The organism is Lysobacter sp. Root690 (genome assembly GCF_001427785.1).
Lineage (GTDB): Bacteria > Pseudomonadota > Gammaproteobacteria > Xanthomonadales > Xanthomonadaceae > Lysobacter.
Window position 1 is genome coordinate 698,042 of record NZ_LMHM01000016.1, and the last position, 26,526, is coordinate 724,567.

Below are 26,526 nucleotides of genomic sequence, written 5' to 3' on the forward strand. Positions count from 1 at the left end.
GGAGATTGTTTAGGGCATGGCGGTGGCTTTTTCCAAACAGCGGATGCTCACCCGACGACCAACCTCGCCCACCTCGACGCCGATGTTGGCGCCGGCCCGGTGGGTCGGCATGCCGACGGGCGACGCCTTCATGATTGAGCGGCTGATGCTCGTCAAACCGATTCGCGCATCGGCATAGTAAATTTACGCGAGCCAATGACTGGAAACGCCGCGTAACTGCCGCCGCCAAAGGGAATCCAACATGACACGAGCGCGACTGACGCAACTGCGCGATGCGCTCGAAAGCGACGGCTGGGACATCGCCAGCGAATACGAGAACGGCGACCTGTTCAGTCCGGAAGAAGAACGGATCGTCTGGGCGCTGTCGAGCCGCGATACGGCCAGCGCAAGAACCCTGGTGTTCTATCTGTCCGATCATCTCGGCCGCAGAACTCAGCGCCTGGCGGATTTGTCGCATGTTGAAACCCAGACCGGGACGCACTTTTACTTTTCCAGGATCAACAGCGAACAGTGGCAGCGCACGGTGGACGACATCATTTCCGCCTTGCAGCAGCATTGAACCGAGGCATTCGCCCGATCATCTCGCTGCCGCACTCTCGACAGACTTGCGCGTCACCGCCCTGGCCCACCCCGCTTCGAAAAGCCGTCCGCATGAACACTCCATCCCTTTTCGTTCGCCCTTCAACGCCACAAGACGAACCCCAACTGCTCGCCATTCTCGAACGCACATTCGAAGACACCTGGCGACCGCAGCTGACCGATGCGGCCATTGCCGCCTACCGCAACGACCGCGTGGCCGAGCGCTTCGTCGCCGAACACGGGGCCGCCTTCTTCGTCGCCCAGATCGACGACTGGATCGCGGGCTTTGCTCATCGCGACGGTGGCTTCGTCGATGCCTTGCATGTGTTGCCGCGGGCGCGCCGGCGCGGGGTCGGCCGGTTGTTGATGGACGCGGTCGAAGCGGCGATGCGCGCTGACGGCGTCACGCTGGCGGCGCTCGAAACCGACACTTTTAACGAAGGCAGCCAAGGGCTTTACCTCGCGCTGGGCTACGTCGAAGTGGCGCGCTATCCAGACGAGGAATGGAACAGCGGCCTGATCACGATCCGCTACGAGAAATCGCTGGCGCCCTGAGGCAGGCGGCGTGCGAACGCATGCTCGCGTGGCGTGCATCGCGAGCCTATCGCGCACCTCAGGCAATAAAAAAACGCGGGCCGAAGCCCGCGTTTTTCGTCCGCTACGCGATGCGCCGCGCCTCAACCCTCGCCGATCACATCCACGCCCTTGGCCGGCGCGTACTTGAAGGTGGTCGCTGGGAAACTGGGGTTGCGCTTCCAACCGCTGAAGCTGATCTCGGTCTTCTGGCCCAGCGCGTCGACGATTTCCATCTTGGCCAGGCCGCTGGCGTTGAAGCCGAGCTTGGCGTTGCGGAAGCTGGCGTCGCCCGGTGTCTTGGGCTCCAGCGCCAACCAGTTCAAGCCGCCGCGGCTGCCGTTGTCCTTGACCACGAACATCGCGTCGAGCTTGCTCGGGTCGATCAATGCGGCGAGCGGGCTGTTCTGTTCCTCGACACCCTGCGGGCGCACGCTGACCTGCTGCAGGTCGGGCTCGTAGACCCAGACTTTCTTGCCGTCGGCGACGATCAGCTGCGGATACGGCTTGGTGTACTCCCAGCGGAACAGGCGCGGCGCCGAGAGCGCGACCTGGCCGCTCGAGGATTCCTTGAGCTTGCCGTTGGTGTCGAACACCTGCTGGGCGAACTGGCCGTCGAGCCCCTTGAGGCCGCGGGTGAAGCTGCCCAGGTCCTCGCGCGCGCCGGCGAAGGCGCTGCCGGCGAACAGCGCCGCGGACACGGACAGGACGACAGCGGCATGGCGAATTAGACGGGGCACGGGACTCTCCTGAAAACGATGGCGGCAGTGTGGGCAAACCAAGCTGAACGCGATATCCACGTCGCAAAGCGCCGGTCAGCGCACATTTTGCCAGCCCCGGGCTGGTTAGTTTCGACCGGTGGCCATCTCGGTCACGCACCGACAGGGAGTCAAGTCATGAACAAACGCAGTGGGTTGCTCGCCATCACCGGCGTTGCCGGCCTCATCGCCCTGGGCAGCGTGGTGGCGCGGCCGCCTCCGAGCCTGCCGGGCCACGATTACGACATCCAGTATTACTCCGACGCCGAACTGACCCAGCGCATCGGCGGCGAACGCTGGACCTGCTCGGGCGAGCATCTGAGCTGGGGTCAGACCAGCGGCTACCGGTTCTATTCGCAAATGCCGTGCGGGACCGAGTAATCGGCGGCCGATCGGCGGATCACCGCGCCTGAGCATCGCGGCCCGGTCGCCGCGAGCACTGGCTTACTTCGGCGGCGGCGGCGCCAGCACGCTGCGGTCGCCGTTGTGCTCGGGCGGGGTCACGATGCCGGCCGCCTCCATCGCCTCGATCAGACGCGCGGCGCGGTTGTAGCCGATCTTCAGGCGCCGCTGCACGCCAGAGATCGAGGCGCGGCGGGTCTCGGTGACGATGCGTACCGCTTCGTCGTACAGCGGGTCGGATTCGTCGCCGCCACTGCTCGCGGTTTCCGGCAGGCCGGTCGCGCCGACCACGGTGCCGTCGCCCATGGTCTGCACTTCGTCGAGCACGCCTTCGATGTAATCCGGGCGGCCGCCGATCTGCTTGAGGTGTTCGACCACGCGATGCACTTCTTCGTCGGAGACGAAGGCGCCGTGCACGCGCTCGGGCATCGCCGTGCCCGGCGGCAGGTACAGCATGTCGCCGTGGCCCAGCAGGGTTTCGGCGCCGGACTGATCGAGGATGGTGCGCGAGTCGATCTTGCTCGACACCTGGAACGCGATGCGGGTCGGGATGTTGGCCTTGATCAGGCCGGTGATGACGTCGACCGACGGACGCTGGGTGGCCAGGATCAAATGGATGCCGGCCGCGCGCGCCTTCTGCGCCAGACGGGCGATCAGTTCTTCGACCTTCTTGCCGACGATCATCATCATGTCGGCGAATTCGTCGATGAAGATGACGATGAACGGCAAGGTCTCGAGCTGACGCGGCGCTTCGTCCAGGTCCGGATTGGGCTTGAACAGCGGATCCATCATCGGCTGGCCCGCTTCCTCGGCGTCGCGGACCTTCTTGTTGAAACCGGCCAGGTTGCGCACGCCGACCATCGACATCAGCTTGTAGCGCCGCTCCATCTCGGCCACGCACCAGCGCAGGCCGTTGGCGGCTTCCTTCATGTCGGTGACGACCGGCGCGAGCAGATGCGGAATGCCTTCGTAGACCGACAGCTCCAGCATCTTCGGATCGATCATCAGCATCCGCAGTTCTTTCGCCGAGGCCTTGTACAGCAGGCTCAGCACCATCGCGTTGACCGCGACCGACTTGCCCGAGCCGGTGGTGCCGGCGACCAGCAGATGCGGCATGCGCGCCAGATCGGCGACGGTCGGACGGCCGGCGATGTCCTTGCCCAGCGCCAGGGTCAGCGGGCTGCCGGACTTGTCGTATTCCTTCGAGCGCAGCAGCTCGGACAGGAAGATCATCTCGCGGGTGGTGTTCGGCGTTTCCAGGCCGATCACCGACTTGCCCGGAATCACGTCGACCACGCGCACCGACTTGACCGACAGGCCGCGCGCGATGTCCTTGTCGAGCGAGCTGATCTGGCTGACCTTGACGCCCGGCGCGGGTTGCACTTCGAAACGGGTGATGACCGGGCCCGGATAAGCGCCCATCACCTGCGCGTCGATGCGGAAATCCTTGAGCTTGAATTCGATCTGCCGCGACAGCGTTTCCAGGGTTTCTTCGCTGTAGCCCTTAGGCTGCGGCTTGGGATCGTCGAGCAGGGCCAACGGCGGCAAGCCGCTGCCGTCGCCGGTGTTGAACAACGGAATCTGGGTTTCGCGCTTGGCGCGTTCGCTCTTTTCCACCACCGGCGCCGGCGGCGGTTCGATCTTGACCTTCTCACGCTTGGAGCGCAGTTCGGTGTCGACCTTGCGCGCTTCCTCGCGCTCCTCGCGCATGACCTGGGTCTGGCGCCATTCGGTCGCCTGCTGGCTGCCGCGGCGGAACAGCTTGCTCAACACCGGGCCGAGCGCCAGGGTCCATTGCCCCAGCTTGTCCATCACCGCGAACCACGAGATGCCGGTGGCCAAGGTCACCGAGATCAGCAGCAGCGCGAGCAGAAACAGATTGCCGCCGACCGGGCCGAAACCCGAATACAGCGAACGCCCGACCAACTGGCCGAGGATGCCGCCGCTGCCGGCGGAAAAATCCTCGGCCGGGCCGAAGCGCAGTTGCAGCAGGCCGGTCGCGGAGACCAGGAATCCGACGATGCCGATCAAGCGCAGCGCCGGACCGAGATCGGCCTCGCCGTCGCCGTCGGTGTCCATGCCGAACAGGGCGATCCAGGCGATCGCGCCGAGCATGATCGGCAGCAGGAAGGCGACATAGCCGCACAGGTACAGCAGCACGTCGGCGATCCAGGCGCCGACCCGGCCGCCGAGGTTGTGCAGCGGCGCGGTGATCGAACCCGAATGCGACCAGCCCGGATCGGTCGGCGAGAAGGTGACCAGGCTGGCCAGCAGGTACAGCAGCAGCGGCGCGATCACGATCAGCGCGATATCGCGCATGAGGCGCTGGCGCTTCGGGGACGGCGCGTTTTTCACCGCTTCGGGTGGCTTGGCCTTCTTGCGACTGGCTGTGGGAGCGGACGCCACCGTGATGTGCTGCCTTAGGATGGTTTCGTTAGTCGTTGAATATACAGGAAAGGGCTGCAATCGGCGTGTCGGCGCCATGGGCCGGCCGGGTCTGCCGCCTGCCCGTCCCGCGGCGCCGTCCGCCTCGCTCTCGGCACAAAAACGAAGGGCGGCCAGCGAACGGTAGCATCAAGCCCCGTCCACCGCCGCCCTGCGTCAGACCGGGACCGGCTTTGACCGAATCCCGAATCACCAATCCCGAATCCCGGCCGTTAAAGCTTCATGCCCTGCAACGCCGGATGGATCAGCTTGCCGCCTTCGACATTGATGCCGCGCACCAGCGCCGGGTTGTTGCGCCATTCGTTGCCGGCCGCCAGCTTGTTGACCCACGGCAGGATCGCCGCGCAGATCGCCTGCGAGGAGGTCTGCGGCACCGCGCCGGGCATGTTGGTCACGCAGAAGTGGGTCACGCCCTCTTCGACGTAGGTCGGTTCCTTCCAGGTGGTCGGACGCGAGGTCTCGAAGCAACCGCCCTGGTCGATCGAGATGTCGACCACCACGCTGCCGTCTTCCATGCCCTTGAGCATTTCGCGGGTCAGCACGTGCGGCGCGCGCGCGCCGGTCACCAGCACCGCGCCGATCACCAGGTCGGCCGACGCCACTTCGCGCGCGACCACGTCGACGTACGGGAACAGCGTGGTGACGTTGTTGCCCAGGCGCATCATCTGTTCCATGCGGTCCTGGCGCATTTCGAACACGGTCACATTGGAGCCGCCGGCCGCGGCCAGCGCCGCCGACGCGCCGCCGGCCTGGCCCGCGCCGAACACCACGACCTTGCCGCGCTCGGTCGACGGCAGGCCGCCGAGCAGCTTGCCCTTGCCGCTCATGGGCTGGTGCAGCAGGTGGGTGCCGACCTGCACGCCGATCTTGCCGGCGATGATCGACATCGGCGCCAGCAGCGGCAGATCGCCGTTGGGCAGCTCGACGGTCTCGAAGGCGACGCCGGTCAGGCCGATGTCGAGCAACTGCTTGGTCAGGGTCGGCTCGGCCGCCAGGTGCAGGTAGCAGAACAGCAGGTGATCCTTGCGCAGGTGCTGCAGGTCGCCGGCGATCGGCTCCTTGACCTTGACGATCAACTCGCCCTTTTCGTACAGCGCCGCCGCGTCCGGCGCGATCTTCACGCCCAGACGGGTGTATTCGGCGTCCTTGAAGCCGCTCTTGATGCCCGCGTCCTGCTCCAGCCAGACCTCGTGGCCACGATTGACCAGGTCGCCGGCCGCGGCCGGAACGAGCGCGACGCGCCCTTCGAGAGTCTTGGTTTCCTTCGGTACGCCGATACGCATTGCAATCTCCGGTGCGGCCTGCAAAAACGCCGCATGCGCGGCGCCCCTGGCCATGTTGTCTTGAGTGTCGTGTGGGGGAAGTGTCGCGTCTGACTTTGGGTCTGGATTCGGATCTGGATTCGGATCTGACTTGGAATCGCTGAGCTTGGCCGCTGTGTCGGATGGAAGTCGCGTCGGAAGCGTGTGATCGGCAAGTCGTCGCAGCGAACGCCGTTTGTCGAATCGGTGCCTCGAAGCGCGGGCCGACCCGGCGGCCTTTGTACGACCATCGACCGGCAATACGCCAGCGTGCGCTTTGGCGGTTCGCCGATAACGCCGGCCTCGTGCCGTGGCACGCACCGTTGCATCCGCGCGATACGCCTTGTGTTGCCGGGACCGCGCCTCCAAGCTATGCCCTGTTCCGGAATCTTCTACACGCCGGCGTATGGCCGAAGCTGAGGATTCTTTCTGCGCTCAGCGCATTCCCAACTGCCCGCGATTATATACATGACCCCTTCGAAGCACTCCCGTGTCGTCATCCTCGGTTCCGGCCCGGCCGGCTGGACTGCCGCCGTCTACGCCGCCCGCGCCAACCTCAAGCCGCTGGTGATCACGGGCCTGCAACAAGGCGGCCAGCTGATGACCACGACCGAAGTCGACAACTGGCCTGGCGACGCGCACGGTTTGATGGGTCCGGATCTGATGACCCGCATGCAGGCGCATGCTGAACGCTTCGATACCGAAGTCGTGTTCGACCACATCCACACCGCCGATTTGTCCAAGCGCCCGTTCCGGCTCAAGGGCGACAGCGGCGACTACACCGCCGATGCGCTGATCATCGCCACCGGCGCCACCGCCAAGTACCTCGGGCTGCCGTCGGAAGAAGAGTTCAAGGGCCGCGGCGTGTCCGCCTGCGCGACCTGCGACGGCTTCTTCTACAAGGACCAGGACGTGGCGGTGATCGGCGGCGGCAACACCGCGGTCGAGGAAGCGCTGTACCTGTCGAACATCGCCCGCAAGGTCTATCTGATCCATCGCCGCGACACCCTGCGCGCGGAGAAGATCATGCAGGACAAGCTGCAGGCCAAGATCCAGGCCGGCAAGATCGAGCCGGTGTGGCACCACACCGTCGACGAAGTGCTCGGCAACGACGCCGGCGTGACCGGCGTGCGGGTCAAGTCGGTGCAGGACGGTTCCAGCCGCGACCTCGCCGTGCACGGCCTGTTCGTCGCCATCGGCCACACCCCGAACACCAGCCTGTTCGAAGGCCAGCTGGCGATGAAGAACGGCTACCTGACCATCGAGACCGGCCTGGACGGCAACGCCACCCGGACCTCGGTCGAAGGCGTGTTCGCCGCCGGCGACGTCGCCGATCAGGTCTATCGCCAGGCCATCACTTCGGCCGGGTTCGGCTGCATGGCCGCGCTGGACGCCGAGAAGTTCCTCGACAAGGACGCCTGATGGCCGACGGTCGTGAATCGCTGCGCATCAGCGGCGAGCCCGGCGATCTCGATTTCGCCGTGATCCACGACTTCCTCGCCCGCGAGTCCTACTGGGCCGCGGGCATCCCGGCGCCGACCTTGCGACGCGCGCTGGATCATTCGATCTGCTACAGCGGCCATCTGCACGGGCAGATGGTCGCGTTCGCGCGCGCGGTCACCGATCAGGCGACGTTCGCCTATCTGGCCGACGTGTTCGTGCTGCCGGCGCATCGCGGCCATGGCCATGCACGCGCGATCGTCGCCGCGCTCATGGCCGACCCGCGCCTGCAAGGCTTGCGGCGCTGGCATCTGGTCACCCGCGACATGCAAGGTTTGTATTCCGGGCTCGGTTTCAGCGCATTGAGCCAGCCCGATCAGCATATGCAGCGGCACGATCCCGAGGTGTATCTCCGCGGACTCGCGCAACCCGACTCATCGCCGTGAGCACGCGCGACGACGCCTTGTCGATCCGCCTGATCGGTTCGCTCGACGAGATCGACGCGCCCCAATGGGATGCCCTGCACGACGGCACCAATCCCTTCGTCGCCCACGCCTTCCTGCACGGCATGGAACTTCACGGCTGCCTGCGCGAAGACTGGGGCTGGGCGCCGCATCATCTGACCGTGTGGGACGGCGATTCGCTGATCGCGGCGATGCCGGCGTATCTGAAGCAGAACTCGCACGGCGAATTCGTGTTCGATCACGCCTGGGCCCACGCTTACGCGCAGCACGGCCTGGACTATTTCCCCAAGTGGCTCGCGGCGGTGCCCTACTCACCGGTCACCGGCCCGCGCCTGCTCGCTCGCGACGACGACCACCGGCGGGTGCTGATCGCGGCGATGGCGCAGTTGTGCGCGCGGCAGAAGTTGTCGTCGGCGCATGTGAACTTTCATACGAGCGATGAGGATTCGTTGTTCGACGACGGCCGCGCCGACGGCGACTGGCTGCCGCGCATCGACGTGCAATACCACTGGCAGAACCCGCGCGACGCGCAGGGCCTGCGCTGGAACGACTTCGATCAGTTCCTGGCCGCGTTCGATCACAAGCACCGCAAGAACATCCGCCAGGAACGGGCCAAGGTCGCGCGCGCCGGGGTGACGTTCCGCGTCGTCGAGGGCCTCAATGCGAGCGCCGACGATCTGGCGACGATGCATCGCTTCTACCTGACCACCTTCGCCGAGTACGGCAACCACGCGGCGCTGACCCTGGATTTCCTCCAGCACCTGGCCCGCGAGATGCCGCGGTCGCTGGTGATCTTCCTGGCCGAGCGCGACGGCGAAGCGATCGCCGGCGCGCTGTGTCTACGCGGCGGCGACACCTTGTACGGCCGCTACTGGGGCAGCGAGGTCACCCTGCCCGGGCTGCACTTCGAGACCTGCTACTACCAGGGCATCGACTACTGCCTGCGCGAAGGGCTCGCCCGCTTCGAACCCGGCGCCCAGGGCGAACACAAACTCGCGCGCGGCTTCCTGCCGACCTTTGTGCATAGCCGCCACTGGATCGCCCACCCCGGTTTCCGCGACGCGCTGCGGCCGTGGTGCCGCGACGAGGCGGCCTCGGTCCGGCGCTATGCGCAGACGTTGGGGGCGCATTCGCCGTTCAAGCGAGGGGATTAGGGATTCGAGATTGGGGATTCGGTGGGAAACGCACTACCTTCTGTTACGCCTGCCTCTTCCTCGCCGATCGCGCTTTTACCAATTCCGAATCCCAAATCCCGAATCTCCGCCCCCATGCGCCGCCTCCCCTTCCTGCTGGCCCCCGACCCCGCCACGCCGTTCCCGCCGGGCGAACAGGCGCTGCGCGAGCCAGACGGGTTGCTCGCGGTGGGCGGCGATTTCCGCCCCGAACGTCTGCTCAACGCCTACCGCCACGGCATCTTCCCGTGGCCGTCGGACGGCTATCCGCTGCTTTGGTGGTGCCCCGACCCGCGCACCGTGTTCCGCACCGACGCGCTGCGGCTGGCGTCGAAGTTCCGCCGCGGACTGCGCCGCAGCGACTGGGTGGTGCGCGCCGACACCGCGTTCGAACAGGTCATCGCCGCCTGCGCGCAGGCGCCGCGGCCGGGCCAGGACGGCACCTGGATCAACGACGAACTGCGCGAGGCCTATGTCGCCATGCACCGGCTCGGGCATGCGCATTCGATCGAGGTCTACGACGGCGCGCAGCTGATCGGCGGCCTGTACGGCATCGCGATCGGCCGGATGTTCTTCGGCGAGAGCATGTTCAGCGCCCGTCCGGGCGGTTCCAAGGTGGCGATCGCCGCCCTGGCCCGGCATCTGCATGCCTGGGGCTGGCCGCTGCTGGATGGCCAGGTCGAGAATCCGCACCTGCTGAGCCTGGGCGCGGTGTCGATGCCGCGGACGGAGTTTCTGGCCGAGGTCGACCGGCTGACCGCGCTGCCGGGGTTCGCTCCAGGGCCGTGGACCGCGCATTTCGGCGACTACCCCGCCCGCGCGCTGGCCGATCCGGCGGTCGACGACCAGCCGCGCGCGGGCGCCTGAGCACCGCGCAGCCTGCCATTGCGCCCCGCCACGCAGTCGGCGATCGGCGGGCCTCGGGACCGGTTAACGGTTTTTTTGCGCCCGGGCCACTGCCGTGGCAGAATGTGCGGCTTCGCGGGCGCGCGACGCCCATCCTCGCGACATCGCGACTCCTCCTTGAGAACCACATGGCAAAAGACGACGTGATCGAATTCGAGGGCACGGTGGCGGAAACTCTTCCGAACACCATGTTCCGTGTGCGTCTCGAAAACGGGCACGAAATCATCGCCCACATCTCGGGTCGCATGCGCAAGAACTACATCCGCATCCTGACCGGCGACAAGGTCAAGGTGGAGATGACGCCCTACGACCTCACCAAGGGCCGCATCACCTACCGCATGAAGTAATCGCGGTAACTATCGAAAAAGGCGGCCATTGGCCGCCTTTTTCATGCCTGCGTCCCGGCCACGGCTAGGCGCGTCGGCCACCCTTACAACGGGCAGTTGTTGCGGCGCTGGCAGGCGAGCAGCTTGGTCTCGCAGTCGGTCGCGGTGGTCAGGTTGCAGCGGTCGTAGGCCTGCCAGCAGGCCGTACAGGCATTGACCGGCGCGGCGCCCGCGCTGGCGATCAGCGAGCCGGCGAACACGAACCCGGCCAATGCGCTCAGCGACAGATGCTTCAACGTCATGGTGAACCTCCCTATTCCTTGAATGGCGCGGCGAGCGTGCGAGCGCCCGCCGGTCCGCAACGATCGGTCGCGGACCGGCGAGCCTAGGTCCGTACACCCACCGGCCCGTGACCCGGCGCCCACTTCGTTCACGCCCCATGGGCTGCGGACGATCCCGGCCCTGAGACACCGGCCGGTCGACATCCGTCGGCGCTTACTCCAGCGGACAGCCGGCCGAGATCAGGCAGGTGCTGAAGTCGCCTTCGCACACCATGTCGTCTTCCGGGCCGCCGCTTTCGCTCATGCACACGTTGTAGGCGATACGGCATTCGCGGCAGGGATTGAGCGGAGGGTGGGCGGCGACGGCCGAGCCGGCGAAGACGAAGGCGGCGACGGCGGTCAGGGTGAGCTTGCGCAGGTTCATGTGGTGCTCCTTTTCCATGGATGGGCGCGGGGCCGCGGCCCCGGCCTGAGTGACTGCGCCGCGAGCGCGGTCGCAGTGGCGAATCCCGATGCGTGCGAGCGAACGGGACGGTTACTGCAGGGGGCAGTTCTTGCGGCGCAGGCAGTCGTCGCGCTTGTAATCGCAATCGAGCTGGCCCAGCTGCAGGCATCGGTTGTACAGGTCGTAACAGACCTGACACGGATTGACCGCGGAACTCGCGGTGGTAAACGCACTGCAACCGAACACGAAGGCGGCGAGCGCCGCCAGCGCGGGTCTGGACAGTTTCATGATGATCGTCTCCGGATCGGTCAGACCGTCGCTCAGGACGGCCGCCCGCGCCTTGCGGGCCGGTCGCACGCTAACACCGGCGCGGCGGGCGAATCGAGCTGCACTGCGGCATGCCGATGCGCCTGATCATCGCGGCGATGTCCGGCGAACGAGAAAAAAACGCGAGCGCGCGCATCGAATCGACGACTCGATCACGAGGCGTTATCGCCCGCTGTCGCATCCACGCAACCGCGACAACGACGCAATCCACGCGAACACCGCGCGACTCGACCGTTTCGGCAAACTCCGCGCATTCATCGATGCGAAAATCCGGCCACTCGCATCTGGCCCGCAACAATGCACGATGCATGCAACGGGCCGATGGTTTACAGCCGATCGCATACAGTGACGAAGGTCATAGCGACTTCTTTCAGATTCCATCCGCGCGCGATGCGTCTAGATTTCGCGGCAAGCTCAATCCGAGCCAGCCCCATCGAGGACGCCCCCAATGTCGCTGCTACGTACCGTCACCCTTACCTGTCTGCTGAGCCTGTCCGCGACCGCAGCGTCCGCGGCCACGCTCGATTCCTGCGTCGATCTGGGCGACAGCTCGCAGATCTCGCGCGCCGGCGCGCAGTTCGTCGTGGTCAAGCACGACAGCGAGTTCTATCGCGTCGGCTTCCGCCAGACCTGTTCGGACCTGACCACCACCAACAAGATGGAAATCTCCAGCGAGCAGCAGGCCAACCGCCTGTGCCCGAGCGGCAGCGTGGTCAAGACCGCGCGCGACACCTGCGACGTCGGCAAGGTCGACAAGATCGACGAAGCCGCTTACGACCGTTACCGTCGTCAGCGCTGAGCCTGCGCCACGCGCGTTCCGCATGCGGAGCGCGCGGCCGGTGTCCGCGGAAAAGGCGGCCGGAAGGCCGCCTTTTTCGTATCCGCAGCCGAGGTGAGCGGCTGCCGCCGCCGGCCAACGCCGAGGCGGCGCGAAACGCGCGGGCCCGTGCCGGACCCGCGCGCGATCCTTACTCCAGCGGGCAACCCGCCGAGATCAGGCATTGGCTGAAAGGTGTTTCGCAATCGCGGCTGCCGTCGAGACCGCCGTTGGTCATGCAGTTCTGATATTGCGTGCGGCATTGCTTGCACGGGTTCAACGGCGGCGGAACCGCCGCGACCACCGAAGCGGAGAACGCGAACGCGGCCAACGCCGCGAACAGGGTCTTGCGCGACTTCATGCAACCTCCTTATCCATGCATCCTGAGCGATACCTACGGCCGCGACTCACCACGGCGGATTCGGGCAGCCGTAGCGGCTCAGACACTGCGAGAGTTGGTACTCGCAGTTCTCCACGCCGGAGTTGACGCACTTGTTGTAACGCACCCAGCAGGTATCGCAGGCATCGGCGGCCATCGCGGTGGTGACCACCGCGCAGCCGAACACGAACGCGGCCAAGGCCGCGAGAGAGCGCTTCTTCATCGAATCGGACTCCTGTTTCCAGTGAAAGCGGCCAACCGGGCCGCCGCCCGCAATCCGCAGGCGACTGGACGCTAGCACCGGCATCGCCTCGCGCTGACAAGCCCTGGCAGAACCGACAGGTCGCATGCGCGGACAGATACCGCAGTTGCGACGCGCAACGCGTTTCGCGCGTTCGATCGCGTTGCGATGTGGCGCGGTGCAACACGCGGCCATAACGGTTCGATGCGATCCGCCGCGCAATGAATGCCGAGTGTCATGCGGCAACGAACCTCGTCGAAACCTTCGCGCCAACTGCGGTGCGCGGCCCGCGCGAACCGCGCACCGCACCAAGCAAAACCGCGCGCGCATCCCCGCAAACGAAAAAGGCGGCCCGAAGGCCGCCTCTCTCACGATGCCGCAAGCAGCGGCGTCCCGATCACACCGTCGCCGGCAACAGCTTCTCCGGCTCGGCATGCGCCTCGACCACCAGCTCGTCGTTGGCGACGTCGATGGTGACCCGGCCGCCGTCGATCAGCTTGCCGAACAGCAGTTCGTCGGCCAACGGACGCTTGATCTTGTCCTGGATCACGCGTGCCATCGGACGCGCGCCCATGAGCGGATCGAAGCCGTGCTGGGCCAGCCAGTCGCGCGCGGTCGGGGTGGCGGTCAGGGTCACGTTCTTCTCGTGCAACTGGCTTTCCAGTTCGATCAGGAACTTGTCCACCACCCGCAGGATGTGCTCGAAGCCCAGCGCCTGGAACTGCACCACCGCGTCGAGGCGGTTGCGGAATTCCGGGGTGAAGGCCTTGCGGATCGATTCCATCGCGTCGGTGGAATGGTCCTGCTTGGTGAAGCCGATCGAACGCCGCGAGGCCTGGGCCGCGCCGGCATTGGTCGTCATCACCACGATCACGTTCTTGAAGTTGGCTTCGCGACCGTTGGTATCGGTCAAGGTGCCGCGGTCCATGACCTGCAACAGGATGTTGAAGATGTCCGGATGCGCCTTCTCGACCTCGTCGAGCAGCAACACGCAGTGCGGGGTCTTGACGATCTTCTCGGTCAGCAGGCCGCCCTGGTCGAAGCCGACATAGCCCGGAGGCGCGCCGATCAGGCGGCTGACCGAATGCGGTTCCATGTACTCGGACATGTCGAAGCGGACCAGCTCGATGCCCAGTTGCAGCGCGAGCTGCTTGGTCACCTCGGTCTTGCCCACGCCGGTCGGGCCGGAGAACAGGAAGTTGCCGATCGGCTTGTCCGGATTGCCCAGACCCGAGCGCGCGAGCTTGATAGCCGAGGCGAGCGTCTCGATCGCCGGGTCCTGGCCGAAGATCACCATCTTGAGGTTGCGCTCGAGATTGCGCAGCACGTCCTTGTCGTTGGCCGAGACCTGCTTGGTCGGGATGCGCGCCATCTTGGCCACGATCATCTCGACTTCCTCGATGTCGATCACCGCCTTGCGCGCCGACTCGGGCAGCAGACGCTGACGCGCGCCGGCCTCGTCGATCACGTCGATCGCCTTGTCCGGCAGCAGACGGTCGCCGATGTGCTTGACCGACAGGTCGACCGCGGCCTGCAAGGCCTCGTCGGCGTAGGTCACGCCGTGGTGCGATTCGTACTTGGGCTTGAGGCCCTGCAGGATCTCGTAGGTTTCGCCCACGGTCGGCTCAACGATGTCGATCTTCTGGAAGCGCCGCGCCAGCGCGCGGTCCTTTTCGAAGATGCCGCGGTATTCCTGGAACGTGGTCGAACCGATGCAGCGCAGCTCGCCCGAGGACAGCGCCGGCTTAATCAGGTTGCTGGCGTCCATGGTGCCGCCGCTGGCCGAACCGGCGCCGATGATGGTGTGGATCTCATCGACGAACAGGATCGACTCGGGCTGCTTCTTGAGCTGCGCGAGCACGGCCTTGAGGCGCTTTTCGAAATCGCCGCGGTACTTGGTGCCGGCGACCAGCGCGCCCAGGTCGAGGGCGTAGATGGTCGCGTTGCGCAGCACCTCGGGCACTTCGCCGTCGACGATGCGCTTGGCCAGGCCCTCGGCGATCGCGGTCTTGCCCACGCCGGCCTCGCCGACGTAGAGCGGGTTGTTCTTGCGCCGGCGGCACAGCACCTGGATGGTGCGCTCCACCTCGTCGCCACGCCCGACCAGCGGGTCGATCTTGCCCTCGCGGGCGAGCTGGTTGAGGTTGCTGGCGAACTCGGCCAGGGCGTCGGACTTGCCTTCGCTGTCCGGGCCTTCCGGCGGCTTGGCCTCTTCCTCGTGGTGACCCTGCCCGTCCTCGGCGCTGTGCTTGACGATGCCGTGCGACAGGTAATTGACCACGTCGAGCCGGGCCACGTCCTGCTGATTGAGGAAGTAGACCGCGTGCGAGTCCTTCTCGCCGAAGATCGCCACCAGCACGTTGGCGCCGGTGACCTCCTTCTTGCCCGAGGACTGGACGTGGTAGACCGCGCGCTGCAGCACCCGCTGGAACCCGAGCGTGGGCTGGGTGTCGCGGTCGACGTCGTCGGGCAGGACCTGGACCGAGGTCGCGATGGCCTGTTCGAGGTCGCTGCGCAGGCGCAGGAAGTCGGCGCCGGTCGCCTTGAGCACGGCTTCCGCCGAGGGGTTGTCGAGTAGTGCGAGCAGCAGGTGTTCGACCGTCATGTACTCATGGCGCGCTTCGCGGGCGCGCTTGTAGCACTGGCCGATGCTGTATTCGAGATCCTTGCTGAACATGGGGCGTAGCCTCCAGAACGTATGCACGCTACGTGGGGGCGCTCGCCGGCTTTTCCATGCCCCGCCCCAACGGGTGCGACAGCTCCCTTTTAGGCCCTTTCCATCGTGCACAGCAAGGGGTGCTGATGCAGTCTTGAAAATTCGTTCACCTGGGCGACCTTGGACTCGGCCACTTCGCGGGTGAAAACCCCGCATACGCCACGGCCGCGGGTATGCACATGCAGCATGATCTGGGTCGCTTTTTCGACATTCATCGGGAAAAAGCGGGTCAGGACCTCGACAACGAAGTCCATCGGGGTGTAATCGTCGTTAAGCAGCAGTACGGAATACAGCGGCGGACGGGCGACTTCGGGCTTGCCGGTTTCCACCAGCACGCCGTGACTGTGTTCGTGTTCGGTCTGTTTTGCCATCGGAGGATTATAGACCGCTGCCCCGATCCGGGCGTGGGGTGGAGATGGCGCGGACGCGTGGCGGCCGCGTGACGACATGGACGCACCGTACGGCCGCATTGCAAAATGCCGCAGCGCCGCCATCTGTGTCGGAGCCGTCGGACTTAGTTGCGCCGCCGCCGTTGAATTCAAGGACCCTCATGCGCCTGCCCCGTTGTCTGCTGCCCGTCGCCCTGCTCGCGCTGTCGCCGGTGGCCGCATTCGCCGCCGTCGAGCCGGCCGCCAGGACGGCGCCCAAGCAAACGCAGGCCAAGCAGGCAGAGGGCAAACAGGTAGAAGCCAGTATCGATCGCGGCGACGCGGCCCGGGCCGAGCCCGACGCCAATGCCTCCAAGGCCGGCGATGCGCGCATCCGCCAGCAGCTCGACGCCCTGGGCTACAAGTATCAGGTCGACGAGGACGGCGATTTCGTCCTGACCTTCGGCCTGGACGGCGACCGCAGCCAGATGGCCTATGTGCTGTCGAGCACCCAGAGCTACGGCAAGCTGCAGGTGCGCGAGGTGTGGTCGCCGGGGTATCGCGCCGCCGACCAGGACTTCCCGGCCGATGTCGCCAACCGCCTGCTCGAGGACAGCCACCTGAGCAAGATGGGCGGCTGGGTCAAGCAGGACGGGGTCGCGGTGTTCGTGGTCAAGCTCGACGCCGGCGCGGCCCAGGACGATCTGGACGACGCCATCGACTACGTGGTCCGCGCCGCCGACCAGATGGAAGCCGTGCTCACGCCCGGCAAGGACGAATTCTGACGTGAGCTACCGCGAAGGCCGTTTCTGGCAACCCGACGTCACCGTCGCCACGATCGTGGTCGAGGGCGGCCGCCTGTTGATGGTCGAAGAGACAGTCGGCGGGCAATTGGTGATCAACCAGCCCGCCGGGCACCTGGAACCCGACGAAAGCCTGCTCGACGCGGCGCTGCGCGAGACCCTGGAAGAAACCGGCTGGGACGTGCGCCTGACCGCCTTCATCGGCGCTTATCAGTGGAAAGCACCGTTGCAGCCGGACGGCTCCGGCGGCCGTCATTACCTGCGCTTCGCCTTCGCCGCCGAACCGGTCCGGCATCACGCCGAGCGCGCGCTCGACGAAGGCATCGCGCAGGCGCTGTGGATGACCCCGGCCGAATTGCAGGCGCGCGCGCCGCAGCACCGCGGCCCGCTGGTCTGGCAGGTCGTGGCCGATTACCTGGGCGGACGCCGCCATTCGCTGGACCTGGTGCAGCACATGGTCTCGCCCGAACCGCTGTGACCGTCATGGCAGGGTCGGCGGACACCATCGTGGGCATGTCGGGCGGGGTCGATTCCTCGGTCGCCGCGCTGTTGCTGCGCGACAGCGGCGAGGCGCTGTCGGGTTTGTTCATGCAGAACTGGGCCGATGACGGCAGCGGCGACTGCCGCGCCGAGGACGACCGCCGCGATGCGGTCGCGGTGTCGGGCCGGCTGGGCCTGCCGATCCATTTCCGCGATTTCTCCGGCGAGTACTGGGCCGGGGTGTTCGAGCATTTCGTCGCCGAGTACGCGGCCGGCCGCACGCCGAACCCGGACGTGCTGTGCAACCGCGAAATCAAGTTCAAGCATTTCCTCGACGCCGCGCAGCAACTGGGCGCGCGCTACATCGCGACCGGTCATTACGCGCGGGTCGATCAGGGGCCCGACGGCCGCTTCCGCCTGCTGCGCGCGCTCGACCGTAGCAAGGACCAGAGCTATTTCCTGCACCAGCTAGGCCAGACGCAGCTGTCGGCGACCAAGTTCCCGCTCGGCGAGCTGCTCAAGCGCGATGTGCGCGAGATGGCGCGCATGGCCGCATTGCCGACCGCGACCAAGAAGGATTCCACCGGCATCTGCTTCATCGGCGAACGCGACTTCCGCGAGTTCCTGTCGCGCTATCTGCCGGCGAAGCAAGGCGAGATCCGCACCCCGGACGGGCGCGTGGTCGGTACTCATGCCGGAGTGTTTTACTTCACTCTTGGCCAGCGCGAGGGCCTCAACATCGGCGGCGTGCGCGGGTTCGAACCGGCGCCGTGGTACGTGATCGGCAAGAACGTGGTCAGCAACGTGCTGTACGTCGACCAGGGCAGCGACAGTCCGTGGCTGCATTCGCAGCGGCTGCGTTCGGAAACCGCGCACTGGATCGCCGGCGCTCCGCCCGCGACGCGTTTCGCCTGCACCGCGCAGACCCGCTATCGCCAGGCCGATCAGGACTGCGAGGTCACGGTGCTCGACGACGGCAGCGTGGACGTCGTGTTCCGCGAACCGCAGCGCGCGGTTACCCCGGGCCAGTCGCTGGTGCTGTACGCCGGCGAGGTCTGCCTCGGCGGCGCGGTGATCGCCACGACCGACGCGCCGGCCTGCGACCGTCCGCTTTCATCCCCCTCTATTCTTACCGCGAGCTCGTAATGGCCGATCTTTCCGAACGCGTTCTCGCCCTCGCCGGCCTCGCCCAGGCCCTGGCCCAGGTGCGGCGCATCGCCGACACCGGCCAGGCCAACGCGGCCGTGCTCGGCACCTGCCTGGACTCGGTGTTCCGTATCGATGCGTCCTCGACCGCCGCGGTCTACGGCGGCGCGGCCAACCTGCGTCCGGGGCTGACCTTGCTGCAGGACTATCTGGTCAACCGGGTCAGCGACGAACACCTGCCGCGTCTGGCGATGGCGGTGCTGCAACTGGAGCGCCGCTTCGTGCGCGACCAGGCGATGACCGATAAGGTCCTGCGCAGCATCCACGACCAGGCCACCGCCGCGCATCGCCTCGGCAGCAGCCATCCGGACGTGATCGCCGCCCTCGGCACGCTCTACGCCGACACCCTGAGCCACCTTCGCCCGCGCGTGCTGGTGCAGGGCAACCCGCATTACCTCGGCCAGCCCGGCGTGGTCGCCGAAGTCCGCGCCGTGCTGCTGGCTTCGGTGCGCTCGGCGGTGCTGTGGCGGCAGTTGGGCGGCAGCTATTGGGATATTTTGCTGCGGCGCCGGGCGATGGTGGATTCGATTGAGGAACGGTTGGGCTGAGGGGTTGTGATGGCGGCGATGATGGCGTCCAGATTGACGCCGGGCAGCGTGACCTCCAATCGCAGCGTGCGAGTGGAAAAATCTTCGTTTAGCTGACGCCATATGGCGTGATTCGCGGTCGCAGCTTGCGCAGATCCTACAAGGGGCTATCCGACCGCGTCGCGATTGGACGGAGCGACTGTAGGAGCGGCGCAAGCCGCGACCGCGACACTTCGCTGGTTGCGCCGGCTCGTCGTGGCCGCGCGGTCGCGGCTTGCGACCGGAACAGATTCCCATGCAGCTGACGCCGTGAGGCGTGATTCGCGGTCGCGGCTTGCGCCGCTCCTACAGGGGGCTGGCCGGGTGCGTCGCAATCGGGTGGAGCGACGCATTGGCCGGGTCAGTAATTCATCCGGTATTCGCAGCCCACCATGGTTTTGCCTGGATGCGTGGTGATCGTGCTGACGGTCTGCACGATCGTGGCTTCGATGCCGTCGCCGATCGGCTGGACCTTCACGGTGCGCGTGCGGATGTGCTGGGCCAGGGGTTCGGTGCTCGGGGTGAGTTTCAACTCGGTCGACAGGGCATCGACGTGATCGCCGTCCAGCACCGCCAGCAGCCCCTGCCCCGCCATCATCACTTGCTTGGTCGGGTGGCCGTAGACGGTCACCGGCTTGGGCAGGTTCATCACGGCGACGAAGGAGTTCTCGTCCTTGACCAGGCTCCATCCCGCCAGCGCCGGTTGCGCCGGCTTTTCGTAATAGATCGGGGTCAGCGCGCTGCCCAGTCGTTCGTATTCGGCGCGATCGGCCTGACAGGTCAGCACCTTGACCAGTGCGGCCTGCACTTCGGCGGCGTCGCGGTAGTTTTCGTCTTCTGCGGCCGCCGCCAGCGGCAGGGCGAAGACCGTCGCCAGCACGGCGGCGGATACGAAACGAAGCGAGCATCGGTTCATTGCGAAATCCTTATCGAGGGGTGGGTTGATGACGAGCGGACGGGGCGAAATCCCCCACTCGCCCGCCTTGATCGGCGCGATCCAGGCCGACATGTCCGGACACTTCAAGGTCATGACGGGATAAAGCCCCTGGCTATTCGGCTCCGCCGAAGTAAAGCTGAGCCCGCTTTCGCGGCAACGATGAGCGAAGCCGCTGTCGCCTGCATTCAAACAACGGCGAAGCCGTCGGCGCAGCGTGTCGGCAAACAAAAACCCCGGCCTTGGCCGGGGTTCGTTCGTGCATGCCGCGTCGCCGGTCTGTAGCTGACTCAGGCCGCGGCGACGGTATCGGCGACCGACTTGTAATCTTCGATCTGATCGAAGTTCATGTAACGGTAGATCTTGTCGCCGTCGGCCTTGAGCACGCCGACGTCCGCCATGTACTCCTCGCGGGTCGGGATGCGGCCCAGACGCGAGCAGATCGCGGCCAGTTCGGCCGAACCCAGGTACACGTTGGTGTTGCGGCCCAGACGGTTCGGGAAGTTGCGGGTGCTGGTGGAGAACACCGTCGCGCCCTCGCGCGCCTGCGCCTGGTTGCCCATGCACAGCGAGCAGCCCGGCATTTCCATGCGCGCGCCGGCGGTGCCGAAGGTGCCGTAGTGGCCTTCCTTCGTCAGTTCGGACGCATCCATCTTGGTCGGCGGCGCGACCCACAGACGGGTCGGGATATCGCGCTTGCCTTCCAGCAGCTTCGCCGCGGCGCGGAAGTGGCCGATGTTGGTCATGCACGAACCGATGAACACTTCGTCGATGACCGCGCCGGACACCGCCGACAGGGTCTTCACGTCGTCGGGATCGTTCGGGCAGGCGACGATCGGCTCGACGATCTGGTTGAGGTCGATGTCGATGACCGCGGCGTACTCGGCATCGGCGTCGCCTTCCAGCAACTGCGGATTGGCCAGCCAGCCTTCCATCGCCTTGATCCGGCGCTGCAGCGAACGCGGGTCGGCGTAGCCCTCGGCGATCATCCACTTGAGCAGGGTGATGTTGCTGGTCAGGTACTCGATGATCGGTTCGGCATCCAGCTTGACCGTGCAACCCGCGGCGGAACGTTCGGCCGAGGCGTCGGACAGTTCGAACGCCTGCTCGACCTTGAGCTGCGGCAGGCCTTCGATTTCCAGGATGCGGCCGGAGAAGATGTTCTTCTTGCCCTGCTTGGCGACGGTCAGCAGACCGCTGTTGATCGCGGCCAGCGGGATCGCGTTGACCAGGTCGCGCAGGGTCACGCCGGGCTGCATTTCGCCGGAGAAACGCACCAGCACCGACTCGGGCATGTCCAGCGGCATGACGCCGGTGGCCGCGGCGAACGCGACCAGGCCGGAGCCGGCCGGGAACGAGATGCCGACCGGGAAACGGGTGTGCGAGTCGCCGCCGGTGCCGACCGTGTCGGGCATCAGCATGCGGTTGAGCCACGAGTGGATCACGCCGTCGCCCGGACGCAGGGCGATACCGCCGCGGTTGCTGATGAAGGCCGGCAGATCGTGATGGGTCTTGACGTCGACCGGCTTCGGGTAGGCCGCGGTGTGGCAGAACGACTGCATGACGAGGTCGGCCGAGAAGCCCAGGCAGGCCAGATCCTTCAATTCGTCGCGGGTCATCGGACCGGTGGTGTCCTGCGAACCGACCGAGGTCATCCTCGGCTCGCAGTAGGTGCCCGGACGGATGCCCGGCTGCTTGCCGTCGACTTCCGGCACGCCGCAGGCGCGGCCGACCATCTTCTGCGCCAGCGAATAGCCCTTGCCGGTGTCGGCCGGGTTGGTCGGCAGGCGGAACAGGGTCGAGGTCGGCAGGCCGAGCGCTTCGCGCGCCTTCGCGGTCAGGCCGCGACCGACGATCAGCGGGATGCGGCCGCCGGCGCGGACTTCGTCGAGCAGCACGTCGGATTTCAACGCGAACTCGGCGATCACTTCGCCGTTCTTGAACGCCTTGCCGTCGTAGGGACGCAGTTCGACCACGTCGCCCATGTTCATCTGCGACACGTCGAGTTCGATCGGCAGCGCGCCGGCGTCTTCCATGGTGTTGTAGAAGATCGGCGCGATCTTCGAACCCAGGCACACGCCGCCGAAACGCTTGTTCGGAATGAAGGGGATGTCTTCGCCGGTGAACCACAGCACCGAGTTGGTCGCCGACTTGCGGCTGGAACCGGTGCCGACCACGTCGCCGACATAGGCGACCAGGTGGCCCTTGTCCTTGAGCGATTCGATGAAGGCGATCGGGCCGCGCTTGCCGTCTTCTTCCGGCTCGATGCCGTCGCGCTTGTTCTTGAGCATCGCCAGCGCGTGCAGCGGGATGTCCGGACGGGTGGTCGCGTCGGGCGCCGGCGACAGGTCGTCGGTATTGGTTTCGCCGGTCACCTTGAACACGGTGACGGTCAGGCTTTCGGGCACTTCGGGCTTGCTGGTGAACCATTCCGCGTCGGCCCAGCTCTGCAGCACGGCGCGGGCGTTGGCGTTGCCCTTCTCTGCCTTTTCCTGCACGTCGTGGAACGCGTCGAACATCAGCAAGGTGTGCTTGAGCGCTTCGGCCGCGACCGTGCCGACCTCGGCGTCGTCGAGCAGCTCGATCAGCGGGTGGATGTTGTAGCCGCCGAGCATGGTGCCGAGCAGTTCGGTCGCGCGCGCGCGGCTGATCAGCGTGTTGTGTTCGGTGCCGAAGGCGACCGCGGCCAGGTAGGAAGCCTTGACCTTGGCGGCGTCGTCGACGCCGGCCGGAACGCGATAGGTGATCAGGTCGAGCAGGAACTCACCCTCTCCCGCCGGCGGCGCCTTCAGCAGCTCGATGACCTGCGCGGTCTGCTGGGCGGTCAGGGGCAGCGGCGGAATGCCCAGCGCGGCGCGCTCGGCAACGTGTTGGCGATAGCTGGAGAGCATGGAGTGTCCCGTCGAGTGAAGCGGAAAGACGCCGTACCGGCTGCGTGGGTCCGTCCTGGCGCGTGGCTTGGGGGACTTACGTGGCGGGTCGGAGGAAGGCCGTGCGCGCCTGAGTGGGGCACGGCTTCAACCGCGTATTTTGCCTTCAAAGCCGCTCGCGGGCAACGCGCGCGGCGCCCCGGGGCCCGTCGCGCGGGGCCCGCGCGGCTTTGCACGATCCGGTCGCAGGCGCGCGCTGGAACGCTGTGGCGCGATTGCGACCATGGTCTGCACGTTTCGTGAACCCGATAAAGCGATAATCGGCCGCAACGCCAGCCACCGTGCCGACCTCCCCAGGCACGCAAGCCCCCGTGCCGCCCCGCCGGCATGCCAGTAGTGTCAAAGGAGCTTCACCGATATGTCCGACTCCTATTCCACCCGCCACACACTGTCCGTCAACGCACGCGACTACACCTACTTCAGTCTGCCGGCCCTGGGCGAGCGCTACGACATCAGCCGCCTGCCCTATTCGATGAAGATCCTGCTCGAAAACCTGCTGCGTCACGAAGACGGCGGCATGACGGTCGGCAAGGAGCACATCGAAGCGGTCGCGCAATGGGACGCCAGCAAGGAACCCGATCAGGAAATCGCCTTCATGCCGGCGCGCGTGGTCCTGCAGGACTTCACCGGCGTGCCCTGCGTGGTCGATCTGGCGGCGATGCGCGACGCGGTCAGCAAGCTCGGCGGCAAGCCCTCGCAGATCAACCCGCTGATCCCGTCGGAACTGGTGATCGACCACTCGGTCCAGGTCGACGTGTTCGGCAGTCCGCAGGCGCTGGACCTCAACGGCAAGATCGAATTCGAACGCAACATGGAGCGCTACAGCTTCCTGCGCTGGGGCCAGAAATCGTTCGAGAATTTCAAGGTGGTGCCGCCCAACACCGGCATCGTCCATCAGGTGAATCTGGAGAACCTGGCGCGCGTGGTCATGGGCCGTGAAGTCGATGGCGTGCTGCAGGCGTTCCCGGACACCGTGTTCGGCACCGACAGCCACACCACCATGATCAACGGCATCGGCGTGCTCGGCTGGGGCGTGGGCGGCATCGAGGCCGAAGCGGCGATGCTCGGCCAACCCTCGTCGATGCTGATCCCGCAGGTGGTCGGCTTCAAACTGACCGGCCAGTTGCCCGAGGGCGCGACCGCGACCGATCTGGTCCTGACCGTGACCCAGATGCTGCGCAAGCACGGCGTGGTCGGCAAGTTCGTCGAGTTCTTCGGCGAAGGCCTGCAGCACCTGCCGCTGGCCGACCGCGCGACCATCGCCAACATGGCGCCCGAGTACGGCGCGACCTGCGGCATCTTCCCGATCGATAGCGAATCGGTGACCTATCTGCGCTTGTCGGGCCGCTCGGAAGAACAGATCGCCCTGGTCGAGGCCTACGCCAAGGCCCAGGGCCTGTGGCACGAACCCGGCCAGCCGCACGCGACCTACTCGGCCACGCTGGAACTCGACCTGGGCGACGTGCGCCCGTCGATGGCCGGCCCGAAGCGCCCGCAGGACCGCGTGCTGCTCGAAAACGTGCATACCAATTTCGCCGACAACCTCGGCCCGTTGATCGCCAACCGCAAGTCCAGGGTCGGCTGCGCGATAGAGGAATTGAAAGCCGAAGGCGGCGCCCAGCCGCAAGCCAACCACCTCGCCGCCAAGCCGATCTCGAAAATCCGGATCAAGGATCAGGACGCCGAGCTATGCGACGGTTCGGTGGTGATCGCCGCGATCACCTCGTGCACCAATACCTCCAACCCGGCGGTGATGCTCGGCGCCGGCCTGCTCGCGCGCAACGCGGCCCGGCTGGGGCTGAAGTCCAAGCCGTGGGTCAAGACCTCGCTCGGCCCGGGCTCGCTGGTGGTGACCGATTACCTGCGCAAGGCCGGCGTGCTCGCCGACCTGGAAACGCTGGGTTTCTACGTGGTCGGCTACGGCTGCACCACCTGCATCGGCAACTCCGGCCCGCTGCCGGACGAAGTGTCCAAGGGCATCGCCGAGAACGAATTGGTGGTGGCCTCGGTGCTGTCGGGCAACCGCAACTTCGAAGGTCGCGTGCATCCGGAAGTCAAAGCCAACTATCTGGCTTCGCCGCCACTGGTGGTCGCTTACGCGATCGCCGGCACGGTCAATATTGACTTGACGAAGGAACCGATCGGCAAGGGCAGCGACGGCCAGGACGTGTACTTGCGCGACATCTGGCCGACCAATAAAGAGATCGGCGACATGATCGCCGCGACGGTTGGCCCGGAACTGTTCGCGCAAAACTACGCCGACGTGTTCAAGGGCGACACCCGCTGGAACCAGATCGCCTCGCCCGACGGCGAGTCGTTCCAATGGGATGCGTCCTCGACCTACATCAAGAACCCGCCCTACTTCGACGGCATGACCATGGACGTCGGCACCATCGACGACGTGCATGGCGCGCGGGTGATGGGCGTGTTCGGCGATTCGATCACCACCGACCACATCTCGCCGGCCGGCAACATCAAGAAAGACTCGCCCGCGGGCCGCTTCCTGCAGGAACGCGGCGTGCAGCCGGCCGACTTCAACAGCTACGGTTCGCGTCGCGGCAACGACGACGTGATGGTGCGCGGCACCTTCGCCAACATCCGCATCAAGAACCTGATGTTCGGTGGCGAGGAAGGCGGCAACACCCTGTATTTCTCGAAGAACGGCGGCGAAGGTGAGAAGCTGGCGATCTTTGATGCGGCGATCAAGTACAAGGCCGACGGCGTGCCGCTGGTGGTGTTCGCCGGCAAGGAATACGGCACCGGCTCCTCGCGCGACTGGGCGGCCAAGGGCACCAACCTGCTCGGCGTCAAGGCGGTGATCGCCGAAAGCTTCGAGCGCATCCATCGCTCCAACCTGGTCGGCATGGGCGTGCTGCCCTTGCAGTTCAAGGACGGCGAGAACGCGCAGACGCATGGCCTGGACGGTTCGGAAACCATCGACGTGATCGGCCTGGACGACGGCAAGTCCAAGACCGCGACCCTGGTCGCCAGAAAGGCCGACGGCAGCGAACAGAAGTTCGAAGTGAAGGTGTTGCTGTTGACGCCGAAGGAAGTCGAGTACTTCCGTCACGGCGGCATCCTGCACTACGTGCTGCGTCAGTTGGCTGCGAAAAAGGCGGCTTGATCGGCTCCGTGCCAAGCGCAAGCCCCGCCGGCGGCTTTCGCCGCCGGCCTTCGGCCAAGCGCGAACCTGACGGTTCGCAAACGCTTGGCCTCAGCCACCACGGCGGCATCCTGCACTACGTGCTGCGCCAGTTGGCTGCGAAAAAGGCGGCTTGATCGGCTTTAAAGCCCCGCTCCCGCTAGCGGGAGAGGGGTTGGGGTGAGGGTTGCGAATCCGCACCTCAGGGCCTCGGATCACCGCGCACGATAGGTATTGCACTGTAGGAGCGGCGCAAGCCGCGACAGCGACGCGTTGTTGTTGCGATTTCGCGGTCGCGGCTTGCGCCGCTCATACAGGTAGCGATCTTCGCAACGACGGATCGGGCAGATCGTTTTCGATCGGATTGCGATGGGTTCAAGCCGTTGCGGCGCGAACTCCAAGATGACGGTCGCGGCTTGCGCCGTTCGTACCCAGGCGGCTGGCGATACCAGCGTCCCTCATCCGCCCTGCGGGCACCTTCTCCCGCTTGCGGGAGAAGGAAACGCTCAAGCGCCCGCGCCGCGC

At 66.1% G+C, this 26,526-nt stretch carries 28 protein-coding genes; 15 read left to right on the forward strand and 13 right to left on the reverse strand.

Translation table 11 applies throughout. The annotated features are described in order from the left end of the window. Positions 1–9: 9 nt before the first annotated feature. Complete coding sequence (locus tag ASD86_RS28220) at positions 10–132, reverse strand: hypothetical protein (RefSeq protein ID WP_255357304.1); 123 nt, start codon at positions 130–132, stop codon at positions 10–12. A 109-nt stretch (positions 133–241) separates the two neighbouring features. On the opposite strand from ASD86_RS28220, the gene ASD86_RS19955 reads away from it, so the two are divergent. Both ASD86_RS19955 and ASD86_RS19960 read left to right on the forward strand, forming a co-directional pair. Next, positions 242–559, forward strand: a complete 318-nt coding sequence (locus ASD86_RS19955) for a hypothetical protein (protein ID WP_056114721.1) — start codon at positions 242–244, stop codon at positions 557–559. Further along, positions 556–1,134 carry a GNAT family N-acetyltransferase gene (locus ASD86_RS19960; RefSeq protein WP_157476898.1) on the forward strand — a complete coding sequence of 193 codons (579 nt, stop codon included), beginning with the start codon at positions 556–558 and terminating at the stop codon, positions 1,132–1,134. Before ASD86_RS19955 ends, ASD86_RS19960 begins: the two co-directional genes overlap by 4 nt. A gap of 122 nt (positions 1,135–1,256) precedes the next feature. Here the strand turns inward: ASD86_RS19960 and lolA are convergent, their stop codons facing one another. Beyond that, a complete protein-coding gene (gene lolA, locus ASD86_RS19965; RefSeq protein WP_056114727.1) occupies positions 1,257–1,892 on the reverse strand; it encodes an outer membrane lipoprotein chaperone LolA in 636 nt (211 codons plus the stop codon). A gap of 156 nt (positions 1,893–2,048) precedes the next feature. On the opposite strand from lolA, the gene ASD86_RS19970 reads away from it, so the two are divergent. Further along, positions 2,049–2,291, forward strand: a complete 243-nt coding sequence (locus ASD86_RS19970) for a DUF6289 family protein (RefSeq protein WP_056114730.1) — start codon at positions 2,049–2,051, stop codon at positions 2,289–2,291. Positions 2,292–2,354: 63 nt separating this feature from the next. On the opposite strand, the gene ASD86_RS19975 is transcribed toward ASD86_RS19970, so the two are convergent. Then, complete coding sequence (locus ASD86_RS19975; protein ID WP_235567848.1) at positions 2,355–4,667, reverse strand: DNA translocase FtsK; 2,313 nt, start codon at positions 4,665–4,667, stop codon at positions 2,355–2,357. 302 nt (positions 4,668–4,969) lie between these two features. Continuing rightward, on the reverse strand, positions 4,970–6,040 hold the full coding sequence (locus ASD86_RS19980) for an alanine dehydrogenase (RefSeq protein WP_056114740.1): 1,071 nt from the start codon (positions 6,038–6,040) through the stop codon (positions 4,970–4,972). A 486-nt stretch (positions 6,041–6,526) separates the two neighbouring features. Here ASD86_RS19980 and trxB point away from each other — a divergent pair, with 486 nt between their 5' ends. The 5 genes from trxB (at position 6,527) to infA (ending at position 10,387) form a co-directional block, all read left to right on the forward strand. Continuing rightward, on the forward strand, positions 6,527–7,480 hold the full coding sequence (gene trxB / locus ASD86_RS19985) for a thioredoxin-disulfide reductase (RefSeq protein ID WP_056114741.1): 954 nt from the start codon (positions 6,527–6,529) through the stop codon (positions 7,478–7,480). Beyond that, a complete protein-coding gene (locus ASD86_RS19990; protein WP_056114745.1) occupies positions 7,480–7,944 on the forward strand; it encodes a GNAT family N-acetyltransferase in 465 nt (154 codons plus the stop codon). The genes trxB and ASD86_RS19990 overlap by 1 nt, the downstream gene beginning before the upstream one ends. A 17-nt stretch (positions 7,945–7,961) precedes the next feature. Then, on the forward strand, positions 7,962–9,116 hold the full coding sequence (locus ASD86_RS19995; RefSeq protein ID WP_056115212.1) for a GNAT family N-acetyltransferase: 1,155 nt from the start codon (positions 7,962–7,964) through the stop codon (positions 9,114–9,116). A gap of 114 nt (positions 9,117–9,230) precedes the next feature. Continuing rightward, on the forward strand, positions 9,231–10,001 hold the full coding sequence (gene aat, locus ASD86_RS20000) for a leucyl/phenylalanyl-tRNA--protein transferase (RefSeq protein WP_056114748.1): 771 nt from the start codon (positions 9,231–9,233) through the stop codon (positions 9,999–10,001). A 167-nt stretch (positions 10,002–10,168) separates the two neighbouring features. Next, positions 10,169–10,387, forward strand: a complete 219-nt coding sequence (infA, locus tag ASD86_RS20005) for a translation initiation factor IF-1 (protein ID WP_031372296.1) — start codon at positions 10,169–10,171, stop codon at positions 10,385–10,387. 83 nt (positions 10,388–10,470) lie between these two features. Here infA and ASD86_RS20010 read toward each other — a convergent pair whose 3' ends face one another. From ASD86_RS20010 to ASD86_RS20020, 3 genes are all read right to left on the reverse strand, one after another. Then, a complete protein-coding gene (locus ASD86_RS20010; protein WP_056114751.1) occupies positions 10,471–10,668 on the reverse strand; it encodes a hypothetical protein in 198 nt (65 codons plus the stop codon). Positions 10,669–10,861: 193 nt separating this feature from the next. Next, entirely contained in the window at positions 10,862–11,071 is a 210-nt protein-coding gene (locus ASD86_RS20015; RefSeq protein WP_046656529.1) for a hypothetical protein, read from the reverse strand. A 111-nt stretch (positions 11,072–11,182) separates the two neighbouring features. Next, positions 11,183–11,380 (reverse strand): hypothetical protein, encoded by a 198-nt coding sequence (locus ASD86_RS20020; RefSeq protein ID WP_157476900.1) that lies wholly within the window; start codon positions 11,378–11,380, stop codon positions 11,183–11,185. On the opposite strand from ASD86_RS20020, the gene ASD86_RS26980 reads away from it, so the two are divergent. Further along, positions 11,379–11,768, forward strand: a complete 390-nt coding sequence (locus ASD86_RS26980; protein ID WP_157476902.1) for a hypothetical protein — start codon at positions 11,379–11,381, stop codon at positions 11,766–11,768. The genes ASD86_RS20020 and ASD86_RS26980 overlap by 2 nt on opposite strands. Before the next feature lie 99 nt (positions 11,769–11,867). After that, positions 11,868–12,218, forward strand: coding sequence for a hypothetical protein (locus ASD86_RS20025; protein WP_056114759.1), 351 nt, complete (start codon positions 11,868–11,870; stop codon positions 12,216–12,218). Between the two features lie 169 nt (positions 12,219–12,387). On the opposite strand, the gene ASD86_RS20030 is transcribed toward ASD86_RS20025, so the two are convergent. From ASD86_RS20030 to clpS, 4 genes are all read right to left on the reverse strand, one after another. Beyond that, positions 12,388–12,597 (reverse strand): hypothetical protein, encoded by a 210-nt coding sequence (locus ASD86_RS20030; RefSeq protein WP_056114763.1) that lies wholly within the window; start codon positions 12,595–12,597, stop codon positions 12,388–12,390. A 46-nt stretch (positions 12,598–12,643) separates the two neighbouring features. Further along, positions 12,644–12,838 (reverse strand): hypothetical protein, encoded by a 195-nt coding sequence (locus tag ASD86_RS20035; protein WP_056114766.1) that lies wholly within the window; start codon positions 12,836–12,838, stop codon positions 12,644–12,646. 415 nt (positions 12,839–13,253) lie between these two features. After that, positions 13,254–15,533 carry an ATP-dependent Clp protease ATP-binding subunit ClpA gene (gene clpA / locus ASD86_RS20040; RefSeq protein ID WP_056114769.1) on the reverse strand — a complete coding sequence of 760 codons (2,280 nt, stop codon included), beginning with the start codon at positions 15,531–15,533 and terminating at the stop codon, positions 13,254–13,256. An 89-nt stretch (positions 15,534–15,622) separates the two neighbouring features. Beyond that, positions 15,623–15,943, reverse strand: coding sequence for an ATP-dependent Clp protease adapter ClpS (gene clpS / locus ASD86_RS20045; RefSeq protein WP_036102919.1), 321 nt, complete (start codon positions 15,941–15,943; stop codon positions 15,623–15,625). Positions 15,944–16,122: 179 nt separating this feature from the next. Here clpS and ASD86_RS20050 point away from each other — a divergent pair, with 179 nt between their 5' ends. From ASD86_RS20050 to hflD, 4 genes are read left to right on the forward strand one after another with little or no spacing between them, the layout of a single operon-like run. Next, positions 16,123–16,725 (forward strand): YbjN domain-containing protein, encoded by a 603-nt coding sequence (locus tag ASD86_RS20050; RefSeq protein ID WP_082578540.1) that lies wholly within the window; start codon positions 16,123–16,125, stop codon positions 16,723–16,725. A 1-nt stretch (position 16,726) separates the two neighbouring features. Beyond that, complete coding sequence (locus tag ASD86_RS20055; RefSeq protein ID WP_056114772.1) at positions 16,727–17,221, forward strand: NUDIX hydrolase; 495 nt, start codon at positions 16,727–16,729, stop codon at positions 17,219–17,221. 5 nt (positions 17,222–17,226) lie between these two features. Continuing rightward, positions 17,227–18,369 (forward strand): tRNA 2-thiouridine(34) synthase MnmA, encoded by a 1,143-nt coding sequence (gene mnmA / locus ASD86_RS20060; protein WP_056114774.1) that lies wholly within the window; start codon positions 17,227–17,229, stop codon positions 18,367–18,369. Beyond that, on the forward strand, positions 18,369–18,977 hold the full coding sequence (hflD, locus tag ASD86_RS20065; protein ID WP_056114782.1) for a high frequency lysogenization protein HflD: 609 nt from the start codon (positions 18,369–18,371) through the stop codon (positions 18,975–18,977). The genes mnmA and hflD overlap by 1 nt, the downstream gene beginning before the upstream one ends. A 379-nt stretch (positions 18,978–19,356) precedes the next feature. On the opposite strand, the gene ASD86_RS20070 is transcribed toward hflD, so the two are convergent. Then, on the reverse strand, positions 19,357–20,160 hold the full coding sequence (locus ASD86_RS20070; RefSeq protein ID WP_157476904.1) for a hypothetical protein: 804 nt from the start codon (positions 20,158–20,160) through the stop codon (positions 19,357–19,359). Between the two features lie 59 nt (positions 20,161–20,219). Continuing rightward, positions 20,220–22,820 carry a bifunctional aconitate hydratase 2/2-methylisocitrate dehydratase gene (gene acnB / locus ASD86_RS20075; RefSeq protein ID WP_056114787.1) on the reverse strand — a complete coding sequence of 867 codons (2,601 nt, stop codon included), beginning with the start codon at positions 22,818–22,820 and terminating at the stop codon, positions 20,220–20,222. 397 nt (positions 22,821–23,217) lie between these two features. On the opposite strand from acnB, the gene acnA reads away from it, so the two are divergent. Continuing rightward, positions 23,218–25,983, forward strand: coding sequence for an aconitate hydratase AcnA (acnA, locus tag ASD86_RS20080; RefSeq protein ID WP_056114791.1), 2,766 nt, complete (start codon positions 23,218–23,220; stop codon positions 25,981–25,983). The last annotated feature ends 543 nt before the right edge of the window (positions 25,984–26,526 follow it).